This is a genomic window from Acinetobacter sp. BSP-28, assembly GCF_044130285.1.
GTDB lineage: Bacteria > Pseudomonadota > Gammaproteobacteria > Pseudomonadales > Moraxellaceae > Acinetobacter.
In genome coordinates this window covers 130,577-151,499 of record NZ_JBIQOB010000001.1, presented here as the reverse complement: position 1 = coordinate 151,499, position 20,923 = coordinate 130,577, and the positions used below count along the sequence as shown (strand labels likewise).

Sequence of the window (20,923 nt, the reverse complement as noted above, 5' to 3'; positions counted from 1 at the left end):
AAAAACCAGCATCAATTATGCTGGTTTTGAGTTACCAACATTGATATTAAATTAATTCATCCAAAAGATTTAACATTTTACTCTCAGCCTTTTGGCGCAATTTTAGACTAATTTTATTTGAAGTCAGTAACTGTGTTATGAGGAAAGCATTATCACGCTTTGCATCAATTTGACGGTTATTAGAGATTGCACTACTACCCATACATGATTGGTTACCACATTCAGGTTCATGTGCTTTGACATTATAACTATTTTTTAATTTTGGTGATTCTGCAATTGATGAACCTGAATCACTATAATCAACACTCAAAATGCCTTCGCCAATACCAAGTTTAAGTGCCTGATTCACCAACTGGGTAATTGGTTCACGTAAGGCACCGGCCTTAGTAACCGCATCTGTTAGTTCTGGCGATGCACCACACTTTTCTATAGCCAAGCATAGCTCATAAATTTGGTCCAAGATTGGAATGCGTGTTTCCAGTAGCTTATTAATACCAGATCTAAGTTTACTTTGTTCTTCTTCAAGCAGAATTATTGTTGCACCATCTGGAATGGTTGTTTCATTCGGACTGCTATAGGTTTCATTATCCGTGACCTTATATCCAAGTAGTGGATTCTCTATAACTAAAAAATCCCCTGAAATATGCCAAGCACTGCAACCAATCAATCGTGCTACTTGTTCTGCATTACCAGTTGTTTCTGTAGTTGGGTCTAATGCTAATGTAATCTGTTTTTGTGTCATGTTGAATCCTAAGACTAGCGAATAAAAGGACGAATATTCAATTCATCCTTTTATTTTCAGTGCAGCAGGTCGGATTCTTAGTATGTTAATTAATCAATAAGGCTTAATGGTTATGCTGGTTGTAATCCATTATCGGAATCAAAAGGCTTATTTTGTGCATTATTTTTAATAGCGTTCTGTGCAACTTCTTTGGGAAGTGATTTTGAACATAATGCCTCATGAGATTCAACAACTGACTTTACCTGATGAGGTTCAATGTTTATACCCTCATCCTTAAAGACTCCAGCAATCTGGTTTTCCTTACACCCGCCTTGATGCATTTCAAGGATTCTATTTACATTACCCACATAATTGAAGTGTTGATTCCAAGTTCTTTGTGACATGTTATTCACCTTTTCAATAATTAAATAAACCTGTGGAACAGTTAATGTTCCACAGTAGCAATACTATCAATAGCACAAATGTCCAGGTTGTAAAATGTAAACTGGTTTATTATTGCAAATTATCATTTACTCTAGCTGTTTCAATACCTTGCATAGGTGAATGACCATGCTGTGGTACCGGTGGATTCATTGGACTGGTATTTTGTTGCACCTGCATTCCTGCTACATCTCCACTTCCAATCTGTGCACTTTGCCCCTCAATGTATGGTGAACTAATATCACGTGCAGCTACTTGTTCCGGTGTAATAAAGTTCGGATCGTCACCACCAGGATTAGGCCGTTGATAACCAGCACCTTGCATAATCTGGTCAGCAACTGGTGCAATCTGAGGCATCTGTGCAATCTGAGCACCTGCTTGCATTGCAGAATAAGATGCTTGTACGCCTGTTTGAACTGACTTGGCATCAATATTCTTAATTTCGCTGGCAGTCTTACGCTCTTTCAGTTCTAGTTCTTTCACCTTCAGCTCTTGGCCAGCATCAATCAATGCCTGTTTTACTGCATCCTTAATACGTTGTTCAATTTCTTCTTCAGTCGGCATTTTAGCTGCTTCACGAATTGCCTGAATAATATCGCGCTTGAACGGCGTATCAGTAAGCGCAATAAGATACGGAAGAATGGGTTGCTGGATATTCGCTGGCAATGACTTAGTAACTTCAGACAAGGCAGCCAATTGCTGTGCACGGAAGCCGCTGGTACTTGGAACATCCTCAAGAATGACTTTAATACGGGTACGCTGTACATCATTGGATAAATACGTATAGCCTAACTCATCAGTTTCAGGCTTATTGATATGAACTCGACGTTCCTCAGTAATGGCATCCCCTTCAATGATAACAACTTCTTCCTGACTACCGAGATCCTCAACAATCATGGATACCAGCATTTCACCAACTAATGTCCGACCCTCTTTGAAATTGTCCACGATTTTACGCAGTGCTTGGTTAGACTGATCAATCTGCAGCTGCTCTTGTCGTCCTGAAGTTGCTGTACCTTGCTTGCCTTGGAATCCTGAAGTAATTGCACTGCTACGCTCAATCGCTTGACGTGAATCATTGAGCAGCTGGAACTGGTATTGATTCAATTCAAAATCACGCTCAACCTCAAATCGAGAACCTGTCTGGGACATATGACTACGATTCAATTCAACATAAGCATCTGGTCGTGCAATCTGCTGTAATACCTGTGCACGAGTCATTGGGGTAGCACCTCTTGTTGCCGTGACACGTACTGAACTCATACCCCAGCGTAATTTAGCCTGTGTTGAGTTCACAAGGTCTTGGCAATACTTCATATCACGTACGAAGCCATAAGGGATACCTGTGTTATCTTCCTTAAACCCAAAGAACGGCACATACGGAAAATAATGATGAGCATAAGGTGTAGGACCATCAAATAAACAGTGCGGTCCCATCCAATAACTACGGCGAACTTTAGCAACCTGTGCACGCTCTGGAATTGCATAGCCTTGTGTCAGTGCGAAGATATGTGCGGGATTGTTCTCATCAAACTCAACCACACGACCATCCTTATAGCGCAGCATCACCTGCTCTACCCAACGGCGGTACCAGACTTCTGCAAGATTGATCTCTTTGGATGAAGTATCGAACCAAAACCGTTCCGATAATGTCCAGGATTGAGCTTCACCCCAGGCACTATTTAAACCTGTTGTTTTACCGCCATCCAGATAGTGATCATCTTGCCACCACGATGTACCATGACGACCAATCGTTTCAATCAGCTCTTTATGATCAGGAAATGCCAGTTTCAATCGTTGAGGGTGAATCCAGCGCATACGGCGCAGCCATCGAGCATCGGACAAGTCAGATTCTTGCGCTTTCATGTCCCAATGGATCTCGTTACGGTTCACTGCAATGCAACGATACGGATATTTCAATGGATCCTGTTCGCGTTTGACCTCAACCCAACCAAGACCACAACCAATTTGAGGGCGAAATGCTTCACTACATGCTCGATCTGCTTTAGATAATCGTTCTGCCTGGTTTAATTTATAATTCAGTGCATCGGCAACATCCTGTCCACCAGGTTCGCCATTAGGTGTTACACGCCAATCCGTTCGTGTTTCAAGCTCATAACCTTCAATTGCACGTAAAGCTGGGCCAATAAGATTCTCAATTGCCGGGGGAATACCAATTTGCTGCATACGTTTCAGCAAGTCACTATCAAGCTGCTTGCCGTCTGCATAATCCATTTCCATATCCGCTGTATTACGCCACTTCGGTTGTTCATCGATCTCTAAATGGATTTCTTTTAATTCATCGCCAGTCAAAGCTAAATGGTCTACTACTGGCTCATCTACGGCATAGTCAGTGTTGGGCATCTGCAAAATCCTACATTAATCGCCAGTCGTATGGCTCATCTTCATAGCGACTATCTTCAGTCGTTTGTTCTTCTTCAGCCAACCCTACACGGCTGACAGATTGTGAATAGTCCTCTATCAATCCAGCTTCTTTTGCCTGAGCACATTGACGTAGAGCATCAGCACCTTCTGAGCAACCATTGGCCTTGTTAGGCTGATCGATAAAGCACTTATCCTGCTTCGAGAATTTCTTTTGATATCCTTCCAGGCGTTCAATACCTAAGGCACAATCGTTCTTATCAAACCAAGCATTCTTAAGCAGCTTACGGGTGAGTTGAATCCCTGCGATAAGCTGCGTGACTCGTGGTACCACTACAAAGTTATGACCTGGTAAAAGTTCTTGCAGCTGCTCTAAGGTGGATTTGTTGAAGTCACCTAAACGCTGGTGTGCGGCATCGTGCGGTAAGAAATGCGTGTGATAAACGAACCCATACTTTTTAATTTCTGCAGCATAGTGTCTAAGGTCTTGGCCATGTGCTTCGTAGTAACGTGGGAACCGGTCCTGGCCATTCATCATCTGGTGCCACCAAATTGCACAACCGTCGTGATTACCAATATCCCAATAGGTGTATGTCGGTACATCAAGGACTTCAATTTGTGTAATTCCGCCACGTTTACGCAATGCCAGCATATCCTTGGCATAGTAGTTACCATCTTTGGCCACCTGGAATGCTTCATCCGGGAATGAAGGATATTCCTGCCACATTTTTGCAGAATCGCCTTTCAGGTCATTGTCACGTGTCACCACGTACCAGGCACGCTGATCCGGGTCAAGACGCATCTTGATACCCATTTTTTGCAATACAATTTGCTCCACTTCATCCAGGTCTTCATGGTCCTTGGATGTGATATTCACCGTTGAAGCTTCGATACGATATTTAGGCTCTTGCCACCAGGCATAGAAATGGAAGCGGTAATCTTTACTGGTGAGGATTTTACGCAGCAGGAAGTTGGTCTGAGCAGCTTGGACCATGGCATAGAATGATCCATTTCGACCTTCAGCCGTAGATTCAATCACCAGTACACCATTGGTCGGTACTGTTGGAATCGAACCGGTAATAACCTCATCATCTTTAGCCGGGTCAGTCGCACAGATCTTACCGAACTCTGAAATATGCAACCGGTGCATGGTGCCTGAACGGAACGATGTTGCTACACGGATGCTTGAGCCGTTATGGGCAAACTCAATCTCAGACTTGTTGTAGGCTTTCAGTGGAAAGCGTGACTTAATTTCTTCAGGCAGGTTATCGTAGGCAAACTTAATCTTGTCCTTGAAGATGCTAAAAACAGTGGGTAAATCTTGCGCGATAATGCCGCAGTTCTGATTGGCATTGAACAGCGCATGGTCCAACCAAAGTACACAGATCAGCGTAGTAAAACCTAACTGACGTGCTTTAAGAATGATATTGCGGTACCACAGCCGATTTAAGAATTTAATCTGTGCAGGATTGGGCTTAAATGGAAGCTCGAATGTTTCAGCTTCAATCAGGTTGCCAAGCTCATCCTTAAAGTCATCACCCTTAATTTTGATCTTGTACAGGCAGCCTGAAAAAATCCGCCATTTCGGGTCAGCAAGGCAGCGTTCCAGTTCTTCTTTATTTGAGGGTAGTTCAGCTAAAGCGGTGTTGTATATCAACTTTCACCGCCTTTTGCACAAGCATGGTGCAATAATATTGCGTCTACGCGCATGAAAATATTTTGATCAGGGTCATTAGCCGTTCCATTCACGTACACACAGTTAATTCTCATACTCGGAATCCTGTGCGACTGGTTGGAAGGTAGAACTGTTTCCTTGGGATATCCGGTGAAGCATGGTCGTGAATGCATCTTCAACCTTGGCTTCTTCTTTATTCAGATTGAATGCTTCACGCTCTAGGCCAACAACGGTTTTCAGTGAATCGGTCAATTGCTTAAGTGAACTGACCCGGTTCGGCATTTGAATGATCTTCATATACAGGTCATTCAAACGGTCTATTCCCTTTTCGTTCGGCTTATACATGAGCTCACCAAGCTGGGCGAGTAAGTCAGCTTGATCAGTGCCGATCATGTGCTCTAATTCATCAAATAGAGCCATGGTCATTGTGCGGGCTTTTTCAATATCCTTGCGATGAGTAATACGGACGGATGCAACCAGATTGGCATTTGCTTCAATGGTCTCTTTTTCGGTTGCCTGGAATTTTGGGGAATTGCGTACCTCATTGCGTACTGCTTCTTTGCGTACTATAGCTTCTGCTTTTGCTTCAATTTTTCCGTTTAAATCGCGCTCCCATTCTTCTTTTTTTGCACGCTTACGGATAGCACCTTCAGATGGCCCAAACTCTTGTGCTATCTGACGTACAGACTTAACACCAGCTCTGTATTCACACTCGATTCGTTCCCAATCATAGGATTTTTTTTCCGCAGTCATCACTTCACCTTTCATCAGTGAATTAATGATCATGCGTACTGTGCGTACCTGTAAAACCTTACAAGGGTACGCGGTGCGTCCTATAAATTAGATGTTCCACGATTAGATTTACATCTAAAATAAAGCATGTAATATGTTTTCACATACTTAATAAAATCGTTTAAAAAATGATAAAAGAATTTCCATATGATTCAGTCAGCCGGGCTATTGACTCTTTTGCGATAAATGAAATTAAGGCACGCAAACTTAAATTTGATCCAAAAGCTCCCGCATATATGCAATTAAGCAACTACCTAAGCAAAGTAATTAAAAAAAAACCTAGATCCGTTACCACATCAAAAAACTTTAATGTTCCTAACGAGCATTTAATTGGATATCAAAATTTAGTTCAAAGAGTTGAGAGTGGCGAAGATATCAATATCTATCTCAGTAAATCGATTAATAACCTAATGTTTTCTGATCGTTTTTTAGATGATTATGGTTGTGTACATTTTCATCTTGGTGAGGTTTTAGTTGGCAAATATATTGAGCGTACTGGACCTGTTGCATTAGCATTCGTGACTGATGATGAAATATTTTTTATTGAAACTAAACACCATGGTAAGGATCCTTATACATGGTCGAATAAGAGCGTACTGGAAATACTCCATAGAGAGAGACCACATTTTATAAGTAGAAATAAGGTCACGACTTTGAAGGATATATCTCCAAAGATATCCAATGAAGAAGAGATAAAAAATCTACGAGATGAAGATATTATTGCTTTTGCTGTAACATTAGATGACGGATCCGTATACATGCCTGCAAAATTTGGCCCTGTAACTGTTAGATCATCTCAAAAGAAAAAGGAAAATGAAAAGGAACATTCATTATCTTCTCTAGCTTCCGAACATATGCTTCGCATGATGCAGTGTACGAAGGAGATTTATATTTTTGTTAATCGATATATTCAAAAATATAAATTACAAATGAATTGTACAATCATGAATGTTGAGATTTATAACTTGCGCTCAGATAAACACGACCCCCTTCTCATTAATGAATTCGATATTAGAATTTATTACCGCAAAGGGGCTTTCTTTAAAATTCATACTAATCATATTAATCGTTAGTAACTACAAACATATTTTCATGAACTAACTTATGAATGGTTAACAAAATAATGCAGTACTATATTTTCACCAAAGGCATTGATCATATGTAGGGTTTTTATATACCTCAAACCATCTTTAAATAGCCCGCCAGTTACTACAGTTACAATTTCATACTCCTTCTCAGGCATATTTATATCAAGTAATGCCCATAGAAATACTTTACTGCCCTTACATTCAATATCCAATATTTCTGCATTTTCATGCAGCAGAATCATTTGCGACCATTGCGAAGTAAGTTCAAATTTATGAATTACTTTACTCATTAAATAAATCCTCCTGCTTACCTGTAACCAGCTTATCAATCTGATTGGATAGTTTGCGGATCTGTGTTCCCATCTGCCCAGAAATAGCAGCCATGTGATGGCCAAGTTCAATATTAGAAAACTGCATTGCTTCAGCGACCATGAGATTACCTAAATAACGTGATTCACGCGGGGTTAAGGTCAGGACAATGTCATCACCAATATCAATTTTTACTGTGCCATCTGGCAAAATATATTTAGCAATTGGGCGTGATGGTGCATGACGTATTACCGGAATATATACACCGCGCTGTACACGCTGTAATTTTCCTGTATCGACTAAAAACCCCAGGCGGTCATCAATCTTGCCCATCGGCAAATCAGGCAAAATCTGTGACAAGGTTTCGCGGGTAATAATCTGTTCCTGGTTATGCAAATCAATTGCAGCTTCAAGCACGAATTGAGTTGAGGTTTTTTCAGAACTTGATGTTTTGGTATCTTCTAGTGTTTTCATTCGCATGCCCTCAGACTTCAATGATTTCGATGCCATGTATATGCATCATCAAATGTTTTTTAAGACTGTATGTACTGTCTTGTGCCGTAATCTTGGATTTTGCGTCTTCAACCACCAGTGCCCCGTCTTTCATATAAGTAAAGTCAGCTATGTATGTGCGTCCACGGCTGGTTTTTCCTGCCGCCGGATAACGAACCTTAGGCACAAGATCAAACGTCACTTGTGTCCTAAGGTCCTGAATTAAGCCAATGCGCTGCATTTGCAGCAACGCATCGTACCGACGTTTTTCATGCTTGGAATCAAACGTCTTATTTTCCTCAATGACTTTTTCGGCGTTAAACTTATTCGTCTTTTTACCGTTTTTTTGCGATGGCTGGAGTAAATGTCCGAGCCCCAGTCTTCGCAAATCTCTTTCCTTCATCTGTAAGGTCATAATTACTCACAAGCAAAAATTTGTTTTCAAATTCTCGTGTGACCTTCCCCACGTAAGGCTGCCACCCCCAGCCGTTACGCCACCAGTAATACTGGTAATCTACACATTTCCAAAAAGTACCGTCAGATTCCAGTAATGTTGCGTCCTGCGGTCTTTTCATAAAAAGCCATCACTCTGCGTTCATAGTTGATGTACATTCCAGCAGCAGCCATCGCCTGCAATAAATGTTTAGTTTTCATGTTTATTTTCCTCTATATGATTCCGATTGTTGGTATGTTTTTAAGTCAGTAATTTGTATTCAGCGAGTGAGATGCTGGTCACTGCCACCTCGCCACTTCTCAAAAAAGAACACCACTGGGTCAGGCTTGATTTCAATTAGGCCAAACCGGTGTAAATGCCGTGCATGATTACTGTCTCGAAGCAACTGAACATCACGGTAATGTGCTATTGATCTGCGCCATGATTCCAAAGACATTGATGATTTATTTATGTTGCATGGCACACAAGATGGATTCATATTTTCCAAAGTGTCATTTTGAGGTCTAAATAAAACTCCATTTGCAACTGGAATCATGTAGCCTGTCTTTTGGCACTGCTTCATATCAAAATCACGCTTAACAGCCTCAATATGATCCGCATGCCACTTATCACCTAATAACTCACCGCAATATGCACAATGACCACCAAACTTCATTTTTAGTTCTGCACGTTGCTGCTTAGTTAGTTTCATGCTCACCTCGCAAAACTTCCTCAATATCCTGAGCACAACCTAATCGCGCACCAATCACATACTTATCATCAAGTGGGCACATTTCTCTGGCTAGGGTTCGCCATTCTTTTGCTAATGCTGCACAATCATCAACCTGCTTTTTCTTCTGGATATAGCACTGCTCTATGTTGTTGAGTTGGGATTTCCGATCCTCCCAAGCCTTAAACGTCATCTGAACCGGTAATATCCGATAAACACCTAAGTCTTTATGAAATAAATTTTCGCCATAAATAAACCGCATGTTTTTATAGAATGCTTGTTCCGTAAACCATTTTTGAAATGTGTCGTGTATATCGGATTGCCCAGTAATGACTTGAACATCATCCACGCCACACATGAACGGCATACCATTATCCAAGCGACCAAACACTCGGTCATCTTCAACCCGATCCACCACACCCTCACCTGTAAAATGGTTACCTGAAAATTCAGTACGGGATTCAGAAACAAAATCAACTTTTACGCGGTCACCTTTATTCATACTCAACGTTTAATCCCCTTAATCATTTCTAACTGTCTACCCACTTCATTCAGATAACTTCGAGTGGTAATTTCTAGGTGATTTTCAGAAATACAAAAGCGATTCATGACCACCTTAAAAAACTCATACGCTTCCTGGGCGTGCTTCAATGTTTCCTCTAACTCGGCCTTGATTTGAGTAACATCTTCAGACTGTCCTGCGTGATAGGCTGCATTAATTGCAGATGCAACTTTCATTTGAATGTCGTACTTGATATCAACTACTTCTTCTTTCATCGCCCACACTCCACATAATTCCGTTCATCTTCTTTCGTGGAATCCATTTCATTTTGGTGCCAAGCATCCCACTGACGTTGTAGTTCAACTTTGCATACGTCCGATTGCTTGGAACCATTCAGAATATCCCGGGCATCTTTCAAGCCAAGATGACTAATCAAGTCGTCAATACGAAACCGGCATAAACGTTCATGCTGGTTGGCCAAACGGAATAAATCCGCCCAAGGTGCCTGCAAGGTCATAAGGTTGGGAGTTCCATCCTTGTTGAGTTCAGCAATTTGTACTTTGGAGTTATGCATATACATGACATAACGAATGCGCTTATCTGAAGTTGATTTTTTTACAATCAAATCACCACGTTTAAAATTACTCATGCTACACCCCACGCTTTAACAACTGCCGCACCAATTGCCATAAACACGAATAAAAACACCTTGTTTAATTCCTTCAAGCTGCACACTCCTTATTCTTGTTGGCCTGCAGTTCCTTAATTTTTAATTGCTCAGCAACCCATAGTTTGTACAGGCGTTCTTCAGCAATACCTTTTTCAACCCATTCACTGATCGTCAAGAATTCAGCATAGTGATTTGCATTTTTAAACTTGGCATCAACAGCAAAATTTACCTGGATTGTTTCCAGTGAGTAGGTATCTAATAGCCCGTCCTTTTCTATCTTTTCAGCAAAATGCTTAATCAATTCCTGCTGCAGGCCTTCCCACTTCCGTACAACTTTTAAGCCATTACCTAAAGGAACTGCGCATTTATCTTTGCCTTTCCAGACTTCTAGTTGAGTCATTGATGGCAAGGTAATGTGATAGTCATGGCTGATCATTTCGGCATCCGGGTTATCTACGTCAATAAAATAACCCTCCGTTGAAATATTCCAAACCTCTGGCACATGAATGCTTTCCAGTGTCAATGCAATGGCCAAGTCCTGATAATCATATGCACCGATGATGATGTGATAAGGGATAACCGTTGGATCTTCGATCATGTTGATCAGTTCCGCTTGTTTCACCTTCTGTTCTTCAATGTATTTGTACACATTGCGACTGAAAAACGTCATTTCCATTTCATAGGTGTCTTGGCATTCCAGTTCACACCGCGCCATAAATTCAGCTTCACTACGACGAGCTGCAGCTGCTTGTTGTAGCTCCTGGACCTGATGTGGAAGCAGCTTGTTTGGGTTGTGTTTTTTCTTTGTGCGTGGCTTTTTCATGCATTCATACTCCATTCATCACAATGAACGTTACGACACCCTAGAAAGTCATACGGATAGTCCTGCCATGTAATTCGCCCACAAGAGGGACAGTTAAAACGAGTCATAGGACTGCTAACCCTGCGTTGCTGTTTTTTGACAATATCTGGAACGCGTAAGCCGGCAGCCTGTACCATCTTTCTGCGATTGAATTGTGATCTTTGGAATGTGCGACGTTTTGCCTTATCTGCCAGATCAAATGGAATAACCACATAGCTTGAATCTAATTTTTTAGCTACTGGGTAACCAAATACAGAAGCATTATCAAAATCAGTCGATGTAATACATTTATCGATATTTAGCCAATAAACATCATTGCCATCCCATTTATCCTTTCTGAAAGCAACGTATGTATTGTGGATATCTGTGAAAGGCTGAGTTTCATTGGGAATGTATTGGTGATCAACTTTCCAAACAGCTAAAGCATCAACGTGATCAGCAGAAATAGGCTGACAAATTCCAAATTCCCACTCTTCCTGTGCCTCTTTCAGTGTGTATACGTGTGCTTGATCGATGTCAGTTGAATAACCACGACCTTCATGACAATGCCAAACAATATTTGAACCAAGATCCCCATGAGCAGAAGTTAGGTAGAAACGGTTTCTCATACTCCCTGCCCTCCACGTTGTTTAGTTTCCACTTCAACCTGCAAAGCCAGACGTTCAATGTCTTTCACTTGCTTCGCCATTTCTGAACCTGTTTTTAAATTTTGTAGGCGTACACGGTGACTGGTCTTTTTACGACTGGTCACTTCAAAAAATTTGACGATCTTAAATACGGACTTTTGGCCTTTTAGCACCACAAAATGATTAAGCTGGAATCCACGTGTCATGATGCCACCTGCTGAGACATTGCTACTTCAGTCTCCATCGCTTCAATTTTTGGCATTGCAGCTTTGATCTGCACATATTCAGCATTCGTTAAAATGGCACCCGTCTGATAACAGGCAATATCATTGATTCGTCTTAAGCTAATATCCGTAACTTCTGCCAGACGTTGACGACGGCCATTGCTGTAACCAGGACCAGCAATCCACTGGCGAACACGAAACGCTTTTAAATTTCCACAATAATCATTACTGGTATCACGAACTGGTGATGGCTGACGTGGTGTATTCATCACACCAGGTAATACAGTGACGTGGCCTTTATATTTTTTGAGTTCTTTTTCCAGTTCTTCACGCAATTTATGCTTTTGTGGAGCAGTGATATAGCGAGCCATTTTTTGTGATTCATTCTCTTGCACCAAATCTTCGTACGACATTCTGCTCACTTCACAATCTCCCCATGTGTATTGAGTAAGTCTTTGGCAAATTCTGTTGGTAGGTAGTAATGCACCGAGTTCGGCACACGCTCGAGTAATCCTTCAGCAACCAATGAAATCATCGTTAAATAAACGGTCCGACGGCTTTTGTTAGAAACATTCTGGTGAATGTCATCTACCGTAAATGCTTGCGTGGCGTGGCATGCGTAAAGCAAAATGTCGAGAACACTAATAAAATGCGCGACTTGTGCACGGCCATTTGGAACTACTTTTTTAAATTGTTTTTCGATTTTTACTTGTGCATTCACTTGTTAGCCCCCTCTAACTTGCATTGTTTAAACGCATCTTTCACATTCATGCCTTGGGCAACGAGCTTTTGAAATGGTGTATCAAATTTCTGCTTAGGCTGTTTTTTAACCTTCGCCTGTAATTCTGGATTGTCCAGCTTGTTTAACTTTTGATTGCCGAGTTCTTTACGTGCCTTGTTCAATGCAGTGCGATGGTCCATGCCCTCTGCCACTAATTGCTTTTGCATATCGACAATGGCGCGTTGTTCATCTGTCAATTTTTCATAAATTGATTTTTCAGGAATGATCTGAAGTTCAATCGCTATATGTCCTGAAGCTTCAGTTTTTTGCGGCACATATGGACGTTCTATGTCATTCGCCAATTTCGCCTGTTCAACCAAGCTTTCGTAAATTTCACGGAATGCGAAACCAGCCGATTGCTGCATGCGTACAGCATCACGGTTATCATCGGTATCAATCAGCATGTCCTTAACTCTGTCCAAGGCTTGCTTAGTCAGTTCAGTGATCGGGTGCTTTTTGTTTTTGGTGTATGTGATGGCATCTGCCCAGGCTTCATTCGGGCCTTTCCAGTATTCACATAATTCACGAAATGCTGACAAAGATGGACAGCGTTGCTCATGGCGCATACGTTGTAAGCCAAGCACAATGTTTGCTTCGCTCAATCCAGCAAGTATCCGGGAAGCCGTAGCACGCAATTGCGCTTTGGTATTCTTTTCATGCTTGTGGTTGAACTCAGCGCCATATTGCTGCTGCATCATGGTGAGCACTAAGTCTGCTTGAGCTGGTTCAAGCATATTGCATTCAATGTTGGCTTGATAAATCTGCAACTCAGACATCGCGATATCCTCCTTGCTGCATGGCTTCATAAGCCAGGTCACCAAATTGGAAATCGTTGCTGTGAGAATTACCGTACTGATAAGAACTATCCGTAGTTTTCGGTTCAAACAAGCCCTGATAATTACCCGTGATCGATGTTTTCAAGGATTGAGTGGCACCGGCAAAACCCCAAGCCGTAAAATCCTTGTAAATCGTATTCAGCGCATTTTTGGTAAGTTTTGTTTTTGAGAGTTGAGAACGGGCAGAAACGTATTGTTCCCATAGATCCAAATCACACAAAGACTGAAATTTTTCAGAAGTCAGTTTCATTACTTCATCAAAAGATAACTTCCGTGATTTTTCTTTGCGTTCAGCTTCAGCTTTTAATTTTTCAGCAGCTGCAATTTTTTCCTGTTCAAGCTGCTGCTGTTTTTTCAATTCCTGAAAAACCAGATAATTTTTTTCCAAAGGTTTTTGGGAGCGAAGCGACTTAATAATATCTATATAAATATATCTATAAAGAATATCTATTGTGTCTTCACTTTTTGAAGTACTAGCACTATCGTTTTTGAAGTGGTAGCACTTCACTTTTTGAAGTACTTCACTTTTTGAAGTACTTTCGTTATTGAAGTGCTTATCCTTATTTAGTACTTCACTTTTTGAAGTGGTACTTTTGTTTTTGAAGTACTCAACTAAAGAAACTTCATTAATTCGGTATTCATTGCCCTTTTTGATATTTTCACTAACGACAGTGATTACACCAAGCTCAATAAGCTCTTTAAGTCCTTTTCGCACAGTTGCAGGACTTAACTTATGAGAACCTTCTAATTTTCCACCTTGTAGCTGTGAATAGCTTACAAAATCTGATTCCTTATTGAACCCAGATATACGAGCGTTTAGCTCTTCATAAATATCTTTTGCAGCAGGACTTAAAAATGGACGAACCTCATCGTGATAGAGGCGGCTAAACATGATGTAGCCTTTCTCAAATTTATCTACCACTTTTTTTCCTTTGGGAAACTGAACCACCTCACCTACCGTTTCTTGTAGAATCGGTGGCTCATGTGCTAAATTTGTTTTCATATTCATAATGCTTAAGCCCGTTTTGAATTAGTGGCCCCGATCTGATTCATCGGGGTTTACTTTTTAAGGGAGTGTTGTAACCCCAAACACTTCAATAAATGCCTCATCGATAAGCTCCTTAAATGCTTCATCCATGCCTGTTACAGCGTTCTGCCCACCTCTTACATAGGCATCATCAGGAGCTACCCCTAAATTAAATTCCTGCTTTTCAATGTCACGGATCAAGCAGGTATGACACTGCTCATTTTTAAATTCCGAACATTTCCCCTGGCATGGGTGTAAATCGCTCATGCTACTTTTTTCTCCTTTCTGATTTTGTTGACGAGTCCAGTGATACGGGTAAGACCAAATGCGGTGACACGCATATGCGTATGCACCATCTCTTGACCTGTGTACTGGTTGGTTATTACTGGTGAAATACGATTGATGAATACTTTATTCAGCACATACTGAGCATGTGGCTGTAACTTTCCTGATTTGCCCAGTGTTTTAGATGGTTCGCGGTAAATCCATTTCTTATCAATCAGCAGCTGGATAAGTTCTTTTTCCTGAATGCCAATCGTTTTGGCACATTCACGCAGGCAGTACGTGTTGGATGTATCTGCAATAACATCTAAGGCTTCTGCTTTAGGCTCTAAATGTGCAACTTTTTCACTCAACTCAAGATTAAGCCTTGCTTGGACTTCAATGGCTTGTAGTAAGTGCACAGGATTTTTAATATCAAAAGCCGTTTGTTTTTCAAGCTCAGCCCAACGACGGTTAATTTTGATTCGCAATTCCGAGTTATAACCAGTTACAAGATCAATGGTCTGGTCTTTGGTTAGTAAAAATTCACGATGTTGCTGATTACCTGTATTTGGATGGGTGTAATACCCCTGCCCAATTTTGGGCAGGCCCATTTTCACGTAGGTTTCATTCAATTTTTCAGCATCACGGCAAACATGCTTATGCTGTTTACCGCACAAAATAGACAATTCTCGGGTACTCATGGTTTGAGCGATGCTTTGTACAGGAACTTGAGTATTCACTTTCTACATCCCCTTCTTTTTAGCGTTCGTTCCGTTCGATTAAATCGAACTGTTCTCTTGGTATGCCTGCCATCTGTGACATAAGCTGAGAATCATCATCACAACGCTTCTTATCCAATATGGCTAACCATCGTAAGTACTGGCTATTTGACCAACCGCGTTCTAAAGCCTGGCGCGTAATATGGTGTGCAACGTCTTCAGACAAATGTGCAGGCATACACACTGATTTTTTACTCATAAAGTATTTGCCCTTTCTTTTTTTAAAACTTCGTTTTTGTGGCATGAGAGACTTTCCAGTTAGGCAGATAATTCTTCATTTTGATCACGAAGATATTGATAATCCGCTGATGGGCATAAATCATCACAACGAATATTGCCTTTACTTTCACGGTCAATCGCAATCGCTAAAGCAGCTCCACAAGTGGTATAGCCGTACATTATTTGGTTTAAATTTCCCAATGTGGTTCCGCAGCGCGATGCAAATGCTTCACGCTCTTCCTTTTTCATTGGCTTTAAATATTGCTTCAATTGATCAGTACCGATTTGTGACATGAATTACTCACAACTAAATAAATTTAGTAAATACTAATTTTAATTAAAGTAATCGTCAACTTTTATTTAGTGTTTATGAATTTAGTTTTTACTAAAAAATTATTATTATTTAATTGTGTTTAGAGGATAGCTTGTATGGACATAGTAAAATTAAGAAGAACAAATTTACGTAAAGTCTTAGATAAAGCTGCGGAAGATAAAGTTGCTCTTACAGATGTAGCATTTTGTGAATTGCACGACCTTAACCCTAGTCATATTTCACAATTGATTAAGGGCCATGGAAGTTTTGGTGAGCGTGCTGCCCGTAATTTAGAGAAGAAAATCGGGCTGGTTAGTGGTTATTTAGATATCCCTCAAGCTGAATTCATTCCTGTACAAGTCTGGGATCCAAGTACCCCTCTTGATGATGATGAAGTAGAAATTCCTTTCTTTAATGATTTTAGCTTTGCTTGTGGTAGTGGTGCGATTGGGGAAGCATTAAAAACACAAACTCAAAAATTACGTCTACCTAAAGCTACCCTTCGCAATTTGGGGATAGAAAAAGCAAATGCTGTAGCTACTGGTTCCAGTGGTAATTCAATGCACCCAACCATCAAAGATGGGGACACAATTCACATAGATTTAGGTCGAAAAACGGTTAAAGACGGTAAAATTTTCGCTATTTGTCATGGCGGTTTGTTTATGGCAAAACGCCTTTATAACCTGCCTATGGGTGGCATTCGTATTGTTTCTGACAATGCTGGGGAGTATCCAGAAATTCAATTAACTGCCGATCAAATAAGAGAACAAGAATTTGAAATTGTTGGATGGATTTGGCGAATATCGACTACTGAAAGTTGGTAAAAATTATAATAGAGGTGTTAAATGCATGATTTGCTATACAACTTGGGGCTTATAAGTTTAACAATTACAATTTTTTATATTGTTTTTTGGTTTGATCGTAGAAATAAACCTAGTGACTTTCATCTAGTTAGGAATCACTTACAACAAATAACACATCCCAATTTAACAATTAGAGGACATGGTGATTACTACCTAGAATATATTTTGAATAATAGGCAAATCGTAGAGTACTTTAAATCCGTAGGCTTATATCAAAAAAATCTAGAAGAAATGAAAAAAGAAACTTCTGTAAAAATTTTGAATCACGGCCGCCTTCCATATAAAGCCTGGGAAAAATGGGGAATTAAGAACAGATCAGATGGAAAATAGCTAATAGCGTATTCTATTTTTTATTTTCCGCCCCTCACACAACCTTATCTAACCCCGCACTATGCGGGGTTTTCTTTTACCTATTAAAAAATAATTTTATAATTCACTAAATTATTTAGTAAATACTATTGACTAATTATTTAGTAAACACTAAATTAATCTCACAAAACAACCCAATGTGAGAAAAGTCAGCATGACTAAACAACACACTTCATTTTGCCAAACACTTGGCAACCTGCAGCATGGATGCACCCTGCAAGAACTTGATCAAGCTTTAACTGAAGCATTGCAAGCATCTGCTGACACAGGCAAGCAAAGTACTGTCACCGTGAAATTAACCATTAAGCCTAATGGTGCTGGTACTTACAAAATCATTGATGACGTTAAAACCACGCTTCCGAAATTCGAAAAAGAAGCAACTGTCCTATTTACAGATCGTGACCAACAGCTTGTTCGTGAAGATCCTCGCCAACAACGTCTAAACCTAGAACGCGTAAGCGACAGTGGACCAATTGACCTAAAAGCCATCCCAACTGAAGCGGCACCAAAAATTAAAGCCCTCAACTAATTCTTTTAATTTTTCATAGAACAACAGGTACAACATGAATACAGAAATAAATACTCAAGTGACTTCTGATGCTTTCAAACTTGGCCAAACTTCACTACAAGAAGCTGGCGGAAAACTACCATTTGTCGTAGTTCCTGAAGGTGGTAGTGCTCATACTTTCAGCGGTCTTCTTGATCGCCCACTTCAATTAAAGCAAGCAGTTCGCTTACACACAGCAAAAGACTTTATTGCTTATGTAAATCGTTTTGCGGATCCAAACTCAGTCATCTTTGTTGATGTATTGGCAGGGAAAATTCAGGCTGTTCTTGATTATCACGAAACTGGGGTGAATACAGAAACTAACGCCAATGCAATTCAACGCCACTGTGAACATAACGCTCACTTTAACGTGGAAAAAACACCTGAATTTATAAAAATTTGTGAAAAATCTGGGGTGGCAATGTCGCAACAAGACTTTGCCTTGTTCCTTGAAGATGTTATGCCCTACATCAATCAGCCAGCTGCTGCTGAACTATACGAAATCGTAAGTACCCTTTCTGCCAAAACCAGTGTTGATTTTAAATCTGGCATTCGTACTGATAACGGTCAAGTTAGCCTGACTTATAACGAAAAAATTGATGCAAGTGCTGGTCGTGAAGGTGCTTTGTCTATCCCTGAGCAGATCGTGTTTGGTATCCAGGTTCACCGTGGTGGCAGTCACTATGCCCTTCCAGCTCGTTTCCGTTACCGCATTAAAGACGGTGTACTTCGTCTTTGGTACGACCTTGATCAGTTAGAAAAAGCGATTGAACGTTCTATGGAAGACACTGTTGATTACATCAAGAACGGAAAAACAAATCCTTCTGATGCAGCGGCCGATGAACCTGTTGAGGTTTTACCAGGTGTGCATCCATTCGTAACCGTACTTGAAGGCTCATTAGTACGTTAATTCTAAAAACAAAAAAGCCCTGAGACTTTCGACGGGATCAGGGCTTCACGTAAACACTTGCAAGCTTACGGGGGTAAGTATGAATCAAGTTCCATCACATAGTCAAACGCCGGATTTTGGTCACATCCCACAAACCGGGATTCTCTATCAGCAGCCGCCATCAACAGAACAATTGGCCAAGTCAAACACACGCAACAAGTTTAAAGCTGGTTTAAAAGACGCTTTTTTAATTATTGGTTTTATTGGTGCTGTTATAGCAGGTCCTTTCACAGTGAAAAGCTGTTCAGAAGAAGTTGATCGCCAGACTATTGAATCCATCAAATTTCAGGAAGGTGTACGCTCATGACTACTTCTACTAAAAAGTTCTCTGAATACTTAGGTGCTGATGAGCAAGGCAATAACCGTATGCGTCTTGGCCACCTAACTTATGTCATGAAAGGCCAAAAAATTTATATCGAACGTGTTGATGGCCTCGAATTAGTCACGCTGGAAATGCATGTTGCTCGGCCGTGGATCCGTAGCAATTTTGAAAAAGAAATGGCTTTTCAGCGTCGCAAACAATTAGCAATCGATCTGCAACGTACAAACATCCCACTTCACGAACGTCGTGCATACAAAAAACGCATGGGTTGGGTTGGTGCATAACCATCCACTTTAATCAGACTCGATCATCTGGGGAGAATGAACATGTCAGAACAAAAAAATAGCGCATTGCGCAAAATTCAGCTTGAGCTTAAAGCTCCAAAAAGCAAATACAACGAATACGGTAAATTTCACTACCGTAGCTGTGAAGACATTCTGGAAGCAGTGAAGCCGCTGCTTGAAAAATATGGCTGTGAGATGGTCATTACTGATGACGTTCACGATATTGCTGGCATTGCAGTGATTACTGCTAAGGTCGTGTTCAAGGACAGTTTGGGCAATGTCACCGAAGTAAAAGCACATGCTGGAGTGGAATCTAAAAAAGGTCAGGATATTTCACAGACTTTTGGCTCTTCGAGCACCTATGCCCGTAAATATGCCCTGAACGGTTTGTTCCTGATCGACGATAACAAAGATGCCGATTCAAACGAATACCAACAAAGTATGAATGGCCAGAATTCACAGCAAAACCAGCAGCAGCCACGTTCAAACAGTGCTCAGCAAAACGGTGTCCAACAGCAAAACCAGCAACAGGCAGCAAGTCAAAAACCTAAACGTTCACTTGAAGAACGTTATCAATCTGCCCTGGATCAGATTAAAAGCACCAACGACCCGAAGTTACTGGATAAAGCCTTAGGTGCTTTTGCATCAACCAAGTATGCACGTTCTATTGAAAATGCTTGTAAAGCTCGGGCAGATCAAAAGGGTTGGGTTAAAGGCAACTCAAATAATCAACAACCGTTACGTCATTAATTAAGTAGGAATGAATGGAAATGCCCACTCAATCTGTAGAAATTGTCGCTTTTAAATATAAAGAAATTGCACCGGTTGGCGGCAAGTTTATTCACGCAAATATGCGTCGGGCATTTTGTGCTTTTTTGTTCAACGATCAGTACATGGTCGACTGTGAAAAAGTTCATTTTGGCTTGTTCATGATGAACCTGCCAATTCAAACCACAGGCAAAAAAGGCTTTGGCGATATGATCTTTCACCATCCTGACCGGCCAAAACTGATCCTCAATGTCAGCGGTGAAATGTGTGCCATGGCACAAAAACGCTATGCCGTGTTTCTCAAAATGTATTTGAGGCATGGCAAGAAATTTATCGAGAATCTGAACGACCAGATTAAATTAGTTCGTAACGCAGCTGCTTAACAATAGAGAAAATCCATGCTAACGAAACAACCGACATTATCGTCCTTATTAAACATTCACCCGGCTGACGTGAATAAATTAATTGATGCAAACGAAGGTGAAGTATACAGCGCTCTTATTCATGAAATTGAAAAGGCCCTGCTTCCTGAAATTTTAGTTCGCTGCCGGGGTAATCAAACTAAAGCAGCTGAAATGCTTGGAATTAACCGGGGCACGTTTCGCGAAAAATTGAAACGTCACAATATTCTTTAAATTGGCCAATTACATATTGA

At 40.7% G+C, this 20,923-nt stretch carries 32 protein-coding genes; 9 read left to right on the top strand and 23 right to left on the bottom strand.

Annotated features, from left to right (window positions below; translation table 11 throughout):
- Nucleotides 1–46: 46 nt before the first annotated feature.
- The 5 genes from ACE01R_RS00820 to ACE01R_RS00800 form a co-directional block, all read right to left on the bottom strand.
- A complete protein-coding gene (locus ACE01R_RS00820; protein WP_395544220.1) occupies nucleotides 47–742 on the bottom strand; it encodes a hypothetical protein in 696 nt (231 codons plus the stop codon).
- 110 nt (nucleotides 743–852) lie between these two features.
- Entirely contained in the window at nucleotides 853–1,125 is a 273-nt protein-coding gene (locus ACE01R_RS00815; RefSeq protein WP_395544219.1) for a hypothetical protein, read from the bottom strand.
- Between the two features lie 109 nt (nucleotides 1,126–1,234).
- Nucleotides 1,235–3,526, bottom strand: a complete 2,292-nt coding sequence (locus tag ACE01R_RS00810) for a hypothetical protein (protein WP_395544218.1) — start codon at nucleotides 3,524–3,526, stop codon at nucleotides 1,235–1,237.
- A gap of 10 nt (nucleotides 3,527–3,536) precedes the next feature.
- Nucleotides 3,537–5,201 (bottom strand): terminase, encoded by a 1,665-nt coding sequence (locus ACE01R_RS00805; RefSeq protein WP_395544217.1) that lies wholly within the window; start codon nucleotides 5,199–5,201, stop codon nucleotides 3,537–3,539.
- Nucleotides 5,202–5,303: 102 nt separating this feature from the next.
- A complete protein-coding gene (locus ACE01R_RS00800) occupies nucleotides 5,304–5,972 on the bottom strand; it encodes a hypothetical protein (protein WP_395544333.1) in 669 nt (222 codons plus the stop codon).
- 167 nt (nucleotides 5,973–6,139) lie between these two features.
- Between ACE01R_RS00800 and ACE01R_RS00795 the strand changes: the two genes are divergently transcribed.
- Nucleotides 6,140–7,084: a hypothetical protein gene (locus ACE01R_RS00795; RefSeq protein WP_395544216.1), complete on the top strand. Its 945-nt coding sequence runs from the start codon at nucleotides 6,140–6,142 to the stop codon at nucleotides 7,082–7,084.
- Between the two features lie 29 nt (nucleotides 7,085–7,113).
- Here the strand turns inward: ACE01R_RS00795 and ACE01R_RS00790 are convergent, their stop codons facing one another.
- The 18 genes from ACE01R_RS00790 to ACE01R_RS00705 form a co-directional block, all read right to left on the bottom strand.
- Nucleotides 7,114–7,389, bottom strand: coding sequence for a hypothetical protein (locus ACE01R_RS00790; protein WP_395544215.1), 276 nt, complete (start codon nucleotides 7,387–7,389; stop codon nucleotides 7,114–7,116).
- A complete protein-coding gene (locus ACE01R_RS00785) occupies nucleotides 7,382–7,882 on the bottom strand; it encodes a hypothetical protein (protein ID WP_395544214.1) in 501 nt (166 codons plus the stop codon). Before ACE01R_RS00785 ends, ACE01R_RS00790 begins: the two co-directional genes overlap by 8 nt.
- Nucleotides 7,883–7,892: 10 nt before the next feature.
- The gene (locus tag ACE01R_RS00780) at nucleotides 7,893–8,288 is read right to left on the bottom strand and encodes a DUF1064 domain-containing protein (RefSeq protein ID WP_395544213.1); all 396 of its coding nucleotides are present in this window, start codon (nucleotides 8,286–8,288) and stop codon (nucleotides 7,893–7,895) included.
- Nucleotides 8,289–8,613: 325 nt separating this feature from the next.
- On the bottom strand, nucleotides 8,614–9,045 hold the full coding sequence (locus ACE01R_RS00775; protein WP_395544212.1) for an HNH endonuclease: 432 nt from the start codon (nucleotides 9,043–9,045) through the stop codon (nucleotides 8,614–8,616).
- Nucleotides 9,032–9,565, bottom strand: a complete 534-nt coding sequence (locus ACE01R_RS00770) for a hypothetical protein (protein WP_395544211.1) — start codon at nucleotides 9,563–9,565, stop codon at nucleotides 9,032–9,034. The genes ACE01R_RS00775 and ACE01R_RS00770 overlap by 14 nt, the downstream gene beginning before the upstream one ends.
- Before the next feature lie 2 nt (nucleotides 9,566–9,567).
- Nucleotides 9,568–9,840 (bottom strand): hypothetical protein, encoded by a 273-nt coding sequence (locus tag ACE01R_RS00765; protein WP_395544210.1) that lies wholly within the window; start codon nucleotides 9,838–9,840, stop codon nucleotides 9,568–9,570.
- On the bottom strand, nucleotides 9,837–10,214 hold the full coding sequence (locus ACE01R_RS00760) for a hypothetical protein (protein WP_395544209.1): 378 nt from the start codon (nucleotides 10,212–10,214) through the stop codon (nucleotides 9,837–9,839). The genes ACE01R_RS00765 and ACE01R_RS00760 overlap by 4 nt, the downstream gene beginning before the upstream one ends.
- Nucleotides 10,215–10,287: 73 nt before the next feature.
- Nucleotides 10,288–11,058, bottom strand: coding sequence for a hypothetical protein (locus ACE01R_RS00755; RefSeq protein ID WP_395544208.1), 771 nt, complete (start codon nucleotides 11,056–11,058; stop codon nucleotides 10,288–10,290).
- Complete coding sequence (locus ACE01R_RS00750) at nucleotides 11,055–11,705, bottom strand: hypothetical protein (RefSeq protein WP_395544207.1); 651 nt, start codon at nucleotides 11,703–11,705, stop codon at nucleotides 11,055–11,057. Before ACE01R_RS00750 ends, ACE01R_RS00755 begins: the two co-directional genes overlap by 4 nt.
- Entirely contained in the window at nucleotides 11,702–11,929 is a 228-nt protein-coding gene (locus ACE01R_RS00745) for a hypothetical protein (RefSeq protein WP_395544206.1), read from the bottom strand. Before ACE01R_RS00745 ends, ACE01R_RS00750 begins: the two co-directional genes overlap by 4 nt.
- Nucleotides 11,926–12,360, bottom strand: coding sequence for a hypothetical protein (locus ACE01R_RS00740; RefSeq protein WP_395544205.1), 435 nt, complete (start codon nucleotides 12,358–12,360; stop codon nucleotides 11,926–11,928). The genes ACE01R_RS00745 and ACE01R_RS00740 overlap by 4 nt, the downstream gene beginning before the upstream one ends.
- 5 nt (nucleotides 12,361–12,365) lie before the next feature.
- A complete protein-coding gene (locus ACE01R_RS00735) occupies nucleotides 12,366–12,668 on the bottom strand; it encodes a hypothetical protein (RefSeq protein ID WP_086197035.1) in 303 nt (100 codons plus the stop codon).
- Entirely contained in the window at nucleotides 12,665–13,504 is an 840-nt protein-coding gene (locus ACE01R_RS00730; protein ID WP_395544204.1) for a hypothetical protein, read from the bottom strand. Before ACE01R_RS00730 ends, ACE01R_RS00735 begins: the two co-directional genes overlap by 4 nt.
- Nucleotides 13,497–14,567, bottom strand: coding sequence for a hypothetical protein (locus ACE01R_RS00725; RefSeq protein WP_395544203.1), 1,071 nt, complete (start codon nucleotides 14,565–14,567; stop codon nucleotides 13,497–13,499). The genes ACE01R_RS00730 and ACE01R_RS00725 overlap by 8 nt, the downstream gene beginning before the upstream one ends.
- 63 nt (nucleotides 14,568–14,630) lie before the next feature.
- Nucleotides 14,631–14,858, bottom strand: coding sequence for a hypothetical protein (locus ACE01R_RS00720; RefSeq protein WP_395544202.1), 228 nt, complete (start codon nucleotides 14,856–14,858; stop codon nucleotides 14,631–14,633).
- Entirely contained in the window at nucleotides 14,855–15,595 is a 741-nt protein-coding gene (locus ACE01R_RS00715) for a phage antirepressor KilAC domain-containing protein (RefSeq protein WP_395544201.1), read from the bottom strand. The genes ACE01R_RS00720 and ACE01R_RS00715 overlap by 4 nt, the downstream gene beginning before the upstream one ends.
- Before the next feature lie 19 nt (nucleotides 15,596–15,614).
- Nucleotides 15,615–15,878, bottom strand: coding sequence for a hypothetical protein (locus ACE01R_RS00710; protein ID WP_395544189.1), 264 nt, complete (start codon nucleotides 15,876–15,878; stop codon nucleotides 15,615–15,617).
- 14 nt (nucleotides 15,879–15,892) lie between these two features.
- Entirely contained in the window at nucleotides 15,893–16,147 is a 255-nt protein-coding gene (locus tag ACE01R_RS00705; protein WP_395544187.1) for a hypothetical protein, read from the bottom strand.
- 135 nt (nucleotides 16,148–16,282) lie between these two features.
- Between ACE01R_RS00705 and ACE01R_RS00700 the strand changes: the two genes are divergently transcribed.
- The 8 genes from ACE01R_RS00700 (at nucleotide 16,283) to ACE01R_RS00665 (ending at nucleotide 20,903) form a co-directional block, all read left to right on the top strand.
- Complete coding sequence (locus ACE01R_RS00700; protein ID WP_395544185.1) at nucleotides 16,283–16,990, top strand: helix-turn-helix transcriptional regulator; 708 nt, start codon at nucleotides 16,283–16,285, stop codon at nucleotides 16,988–16,990.
- A 562-nt stretch (nucleotides 16,991–17,552) separates the two neighbouring features.
- The gene (locus ACE01R_RS00695) at nucleotides 17,553–17,927 is read left to right on the top strand and encodes a hypothetical protein (RefSeq protein WP_395544184.1); all 375 of its coding nucleotides are present in this window, start codon (nucleotides 17,553–17,555) and stop codon (nucleotides 17,925–17,927) included.
- Between the two features lie 34 nt (nucleotides 17,928–17,961).
- Entirely contained in the window at nucleotides 17,962–18,855 is an 894-nt protein-coding gene (locus ACE01R_RS00690) for a DUF2303 family protein (RefSeq protein ID WP_395544183.1), read from the top strand.
- Between the two features lie 79 nt (nucleotides 18,856–18,934).
- Complete coding sequence (locus ACE01R_RS00685; RefSeq protein ID WP_395544180.1) at nucleotides 18,935–19,201, top strand: hypothetical protein; 267 nt, start codon at nucleotides 18,935–18,937, stop codon at nucleotides 19,199–19,201.
- Entirely contained in the window at nucleotides 19,198–19,500 is a 303-nt protein-coding gene (locus ACE01R_RS00680) for a hypothetical protein (protein ID WP_395544178.1), read from the top strand. Before ACE01R_RS00685 ends, ACE01R_RS00680 begins: the two co-directional genes overlap by 4 nt.
- 42 nt (nucleotides 19,501–19,542) lie before the next feature.
- Complete coding sequence (locus tag ACE01R_RS00675; protein WP_395544177.1) at nucleotides 19,543–20,250, top strand: ERF family protein; 708 nt, start codon at nucleotides 19,543–19,545, stop codon at nucleotides 20,248–20,250.
- Nucleotides 20,251–20,270: 20 nt separating this feature from the next.
- Complete coding sequence (locus tag ACE01R_RS00670) at nucleotides 20,271–20,651, top strand: hypothetical protein (RefSeq protein ID WP_395544176.1); 381 nt, start codon at nucleotides 20,271–20,273, stop codon at nucleotides 20,649–20,651.
- A gap of 15 nt (nucleotides 20,652–20,666) precedes the next feature.
- Nucleotides 20,667–20,903 (top strand): helix-turn-helix domain-containing protein, encoded by a 237-nt coding sequence (locus ACE01R_RS00665; protein ID WP_395544175.1) that lies wholly within the window; start codon nucleotides 20,667–20,669, stop codon nucleotides 20,901–20,903.
- Nucleotides 20,904–20,923 lie beyond the last annotated feature (20 nt).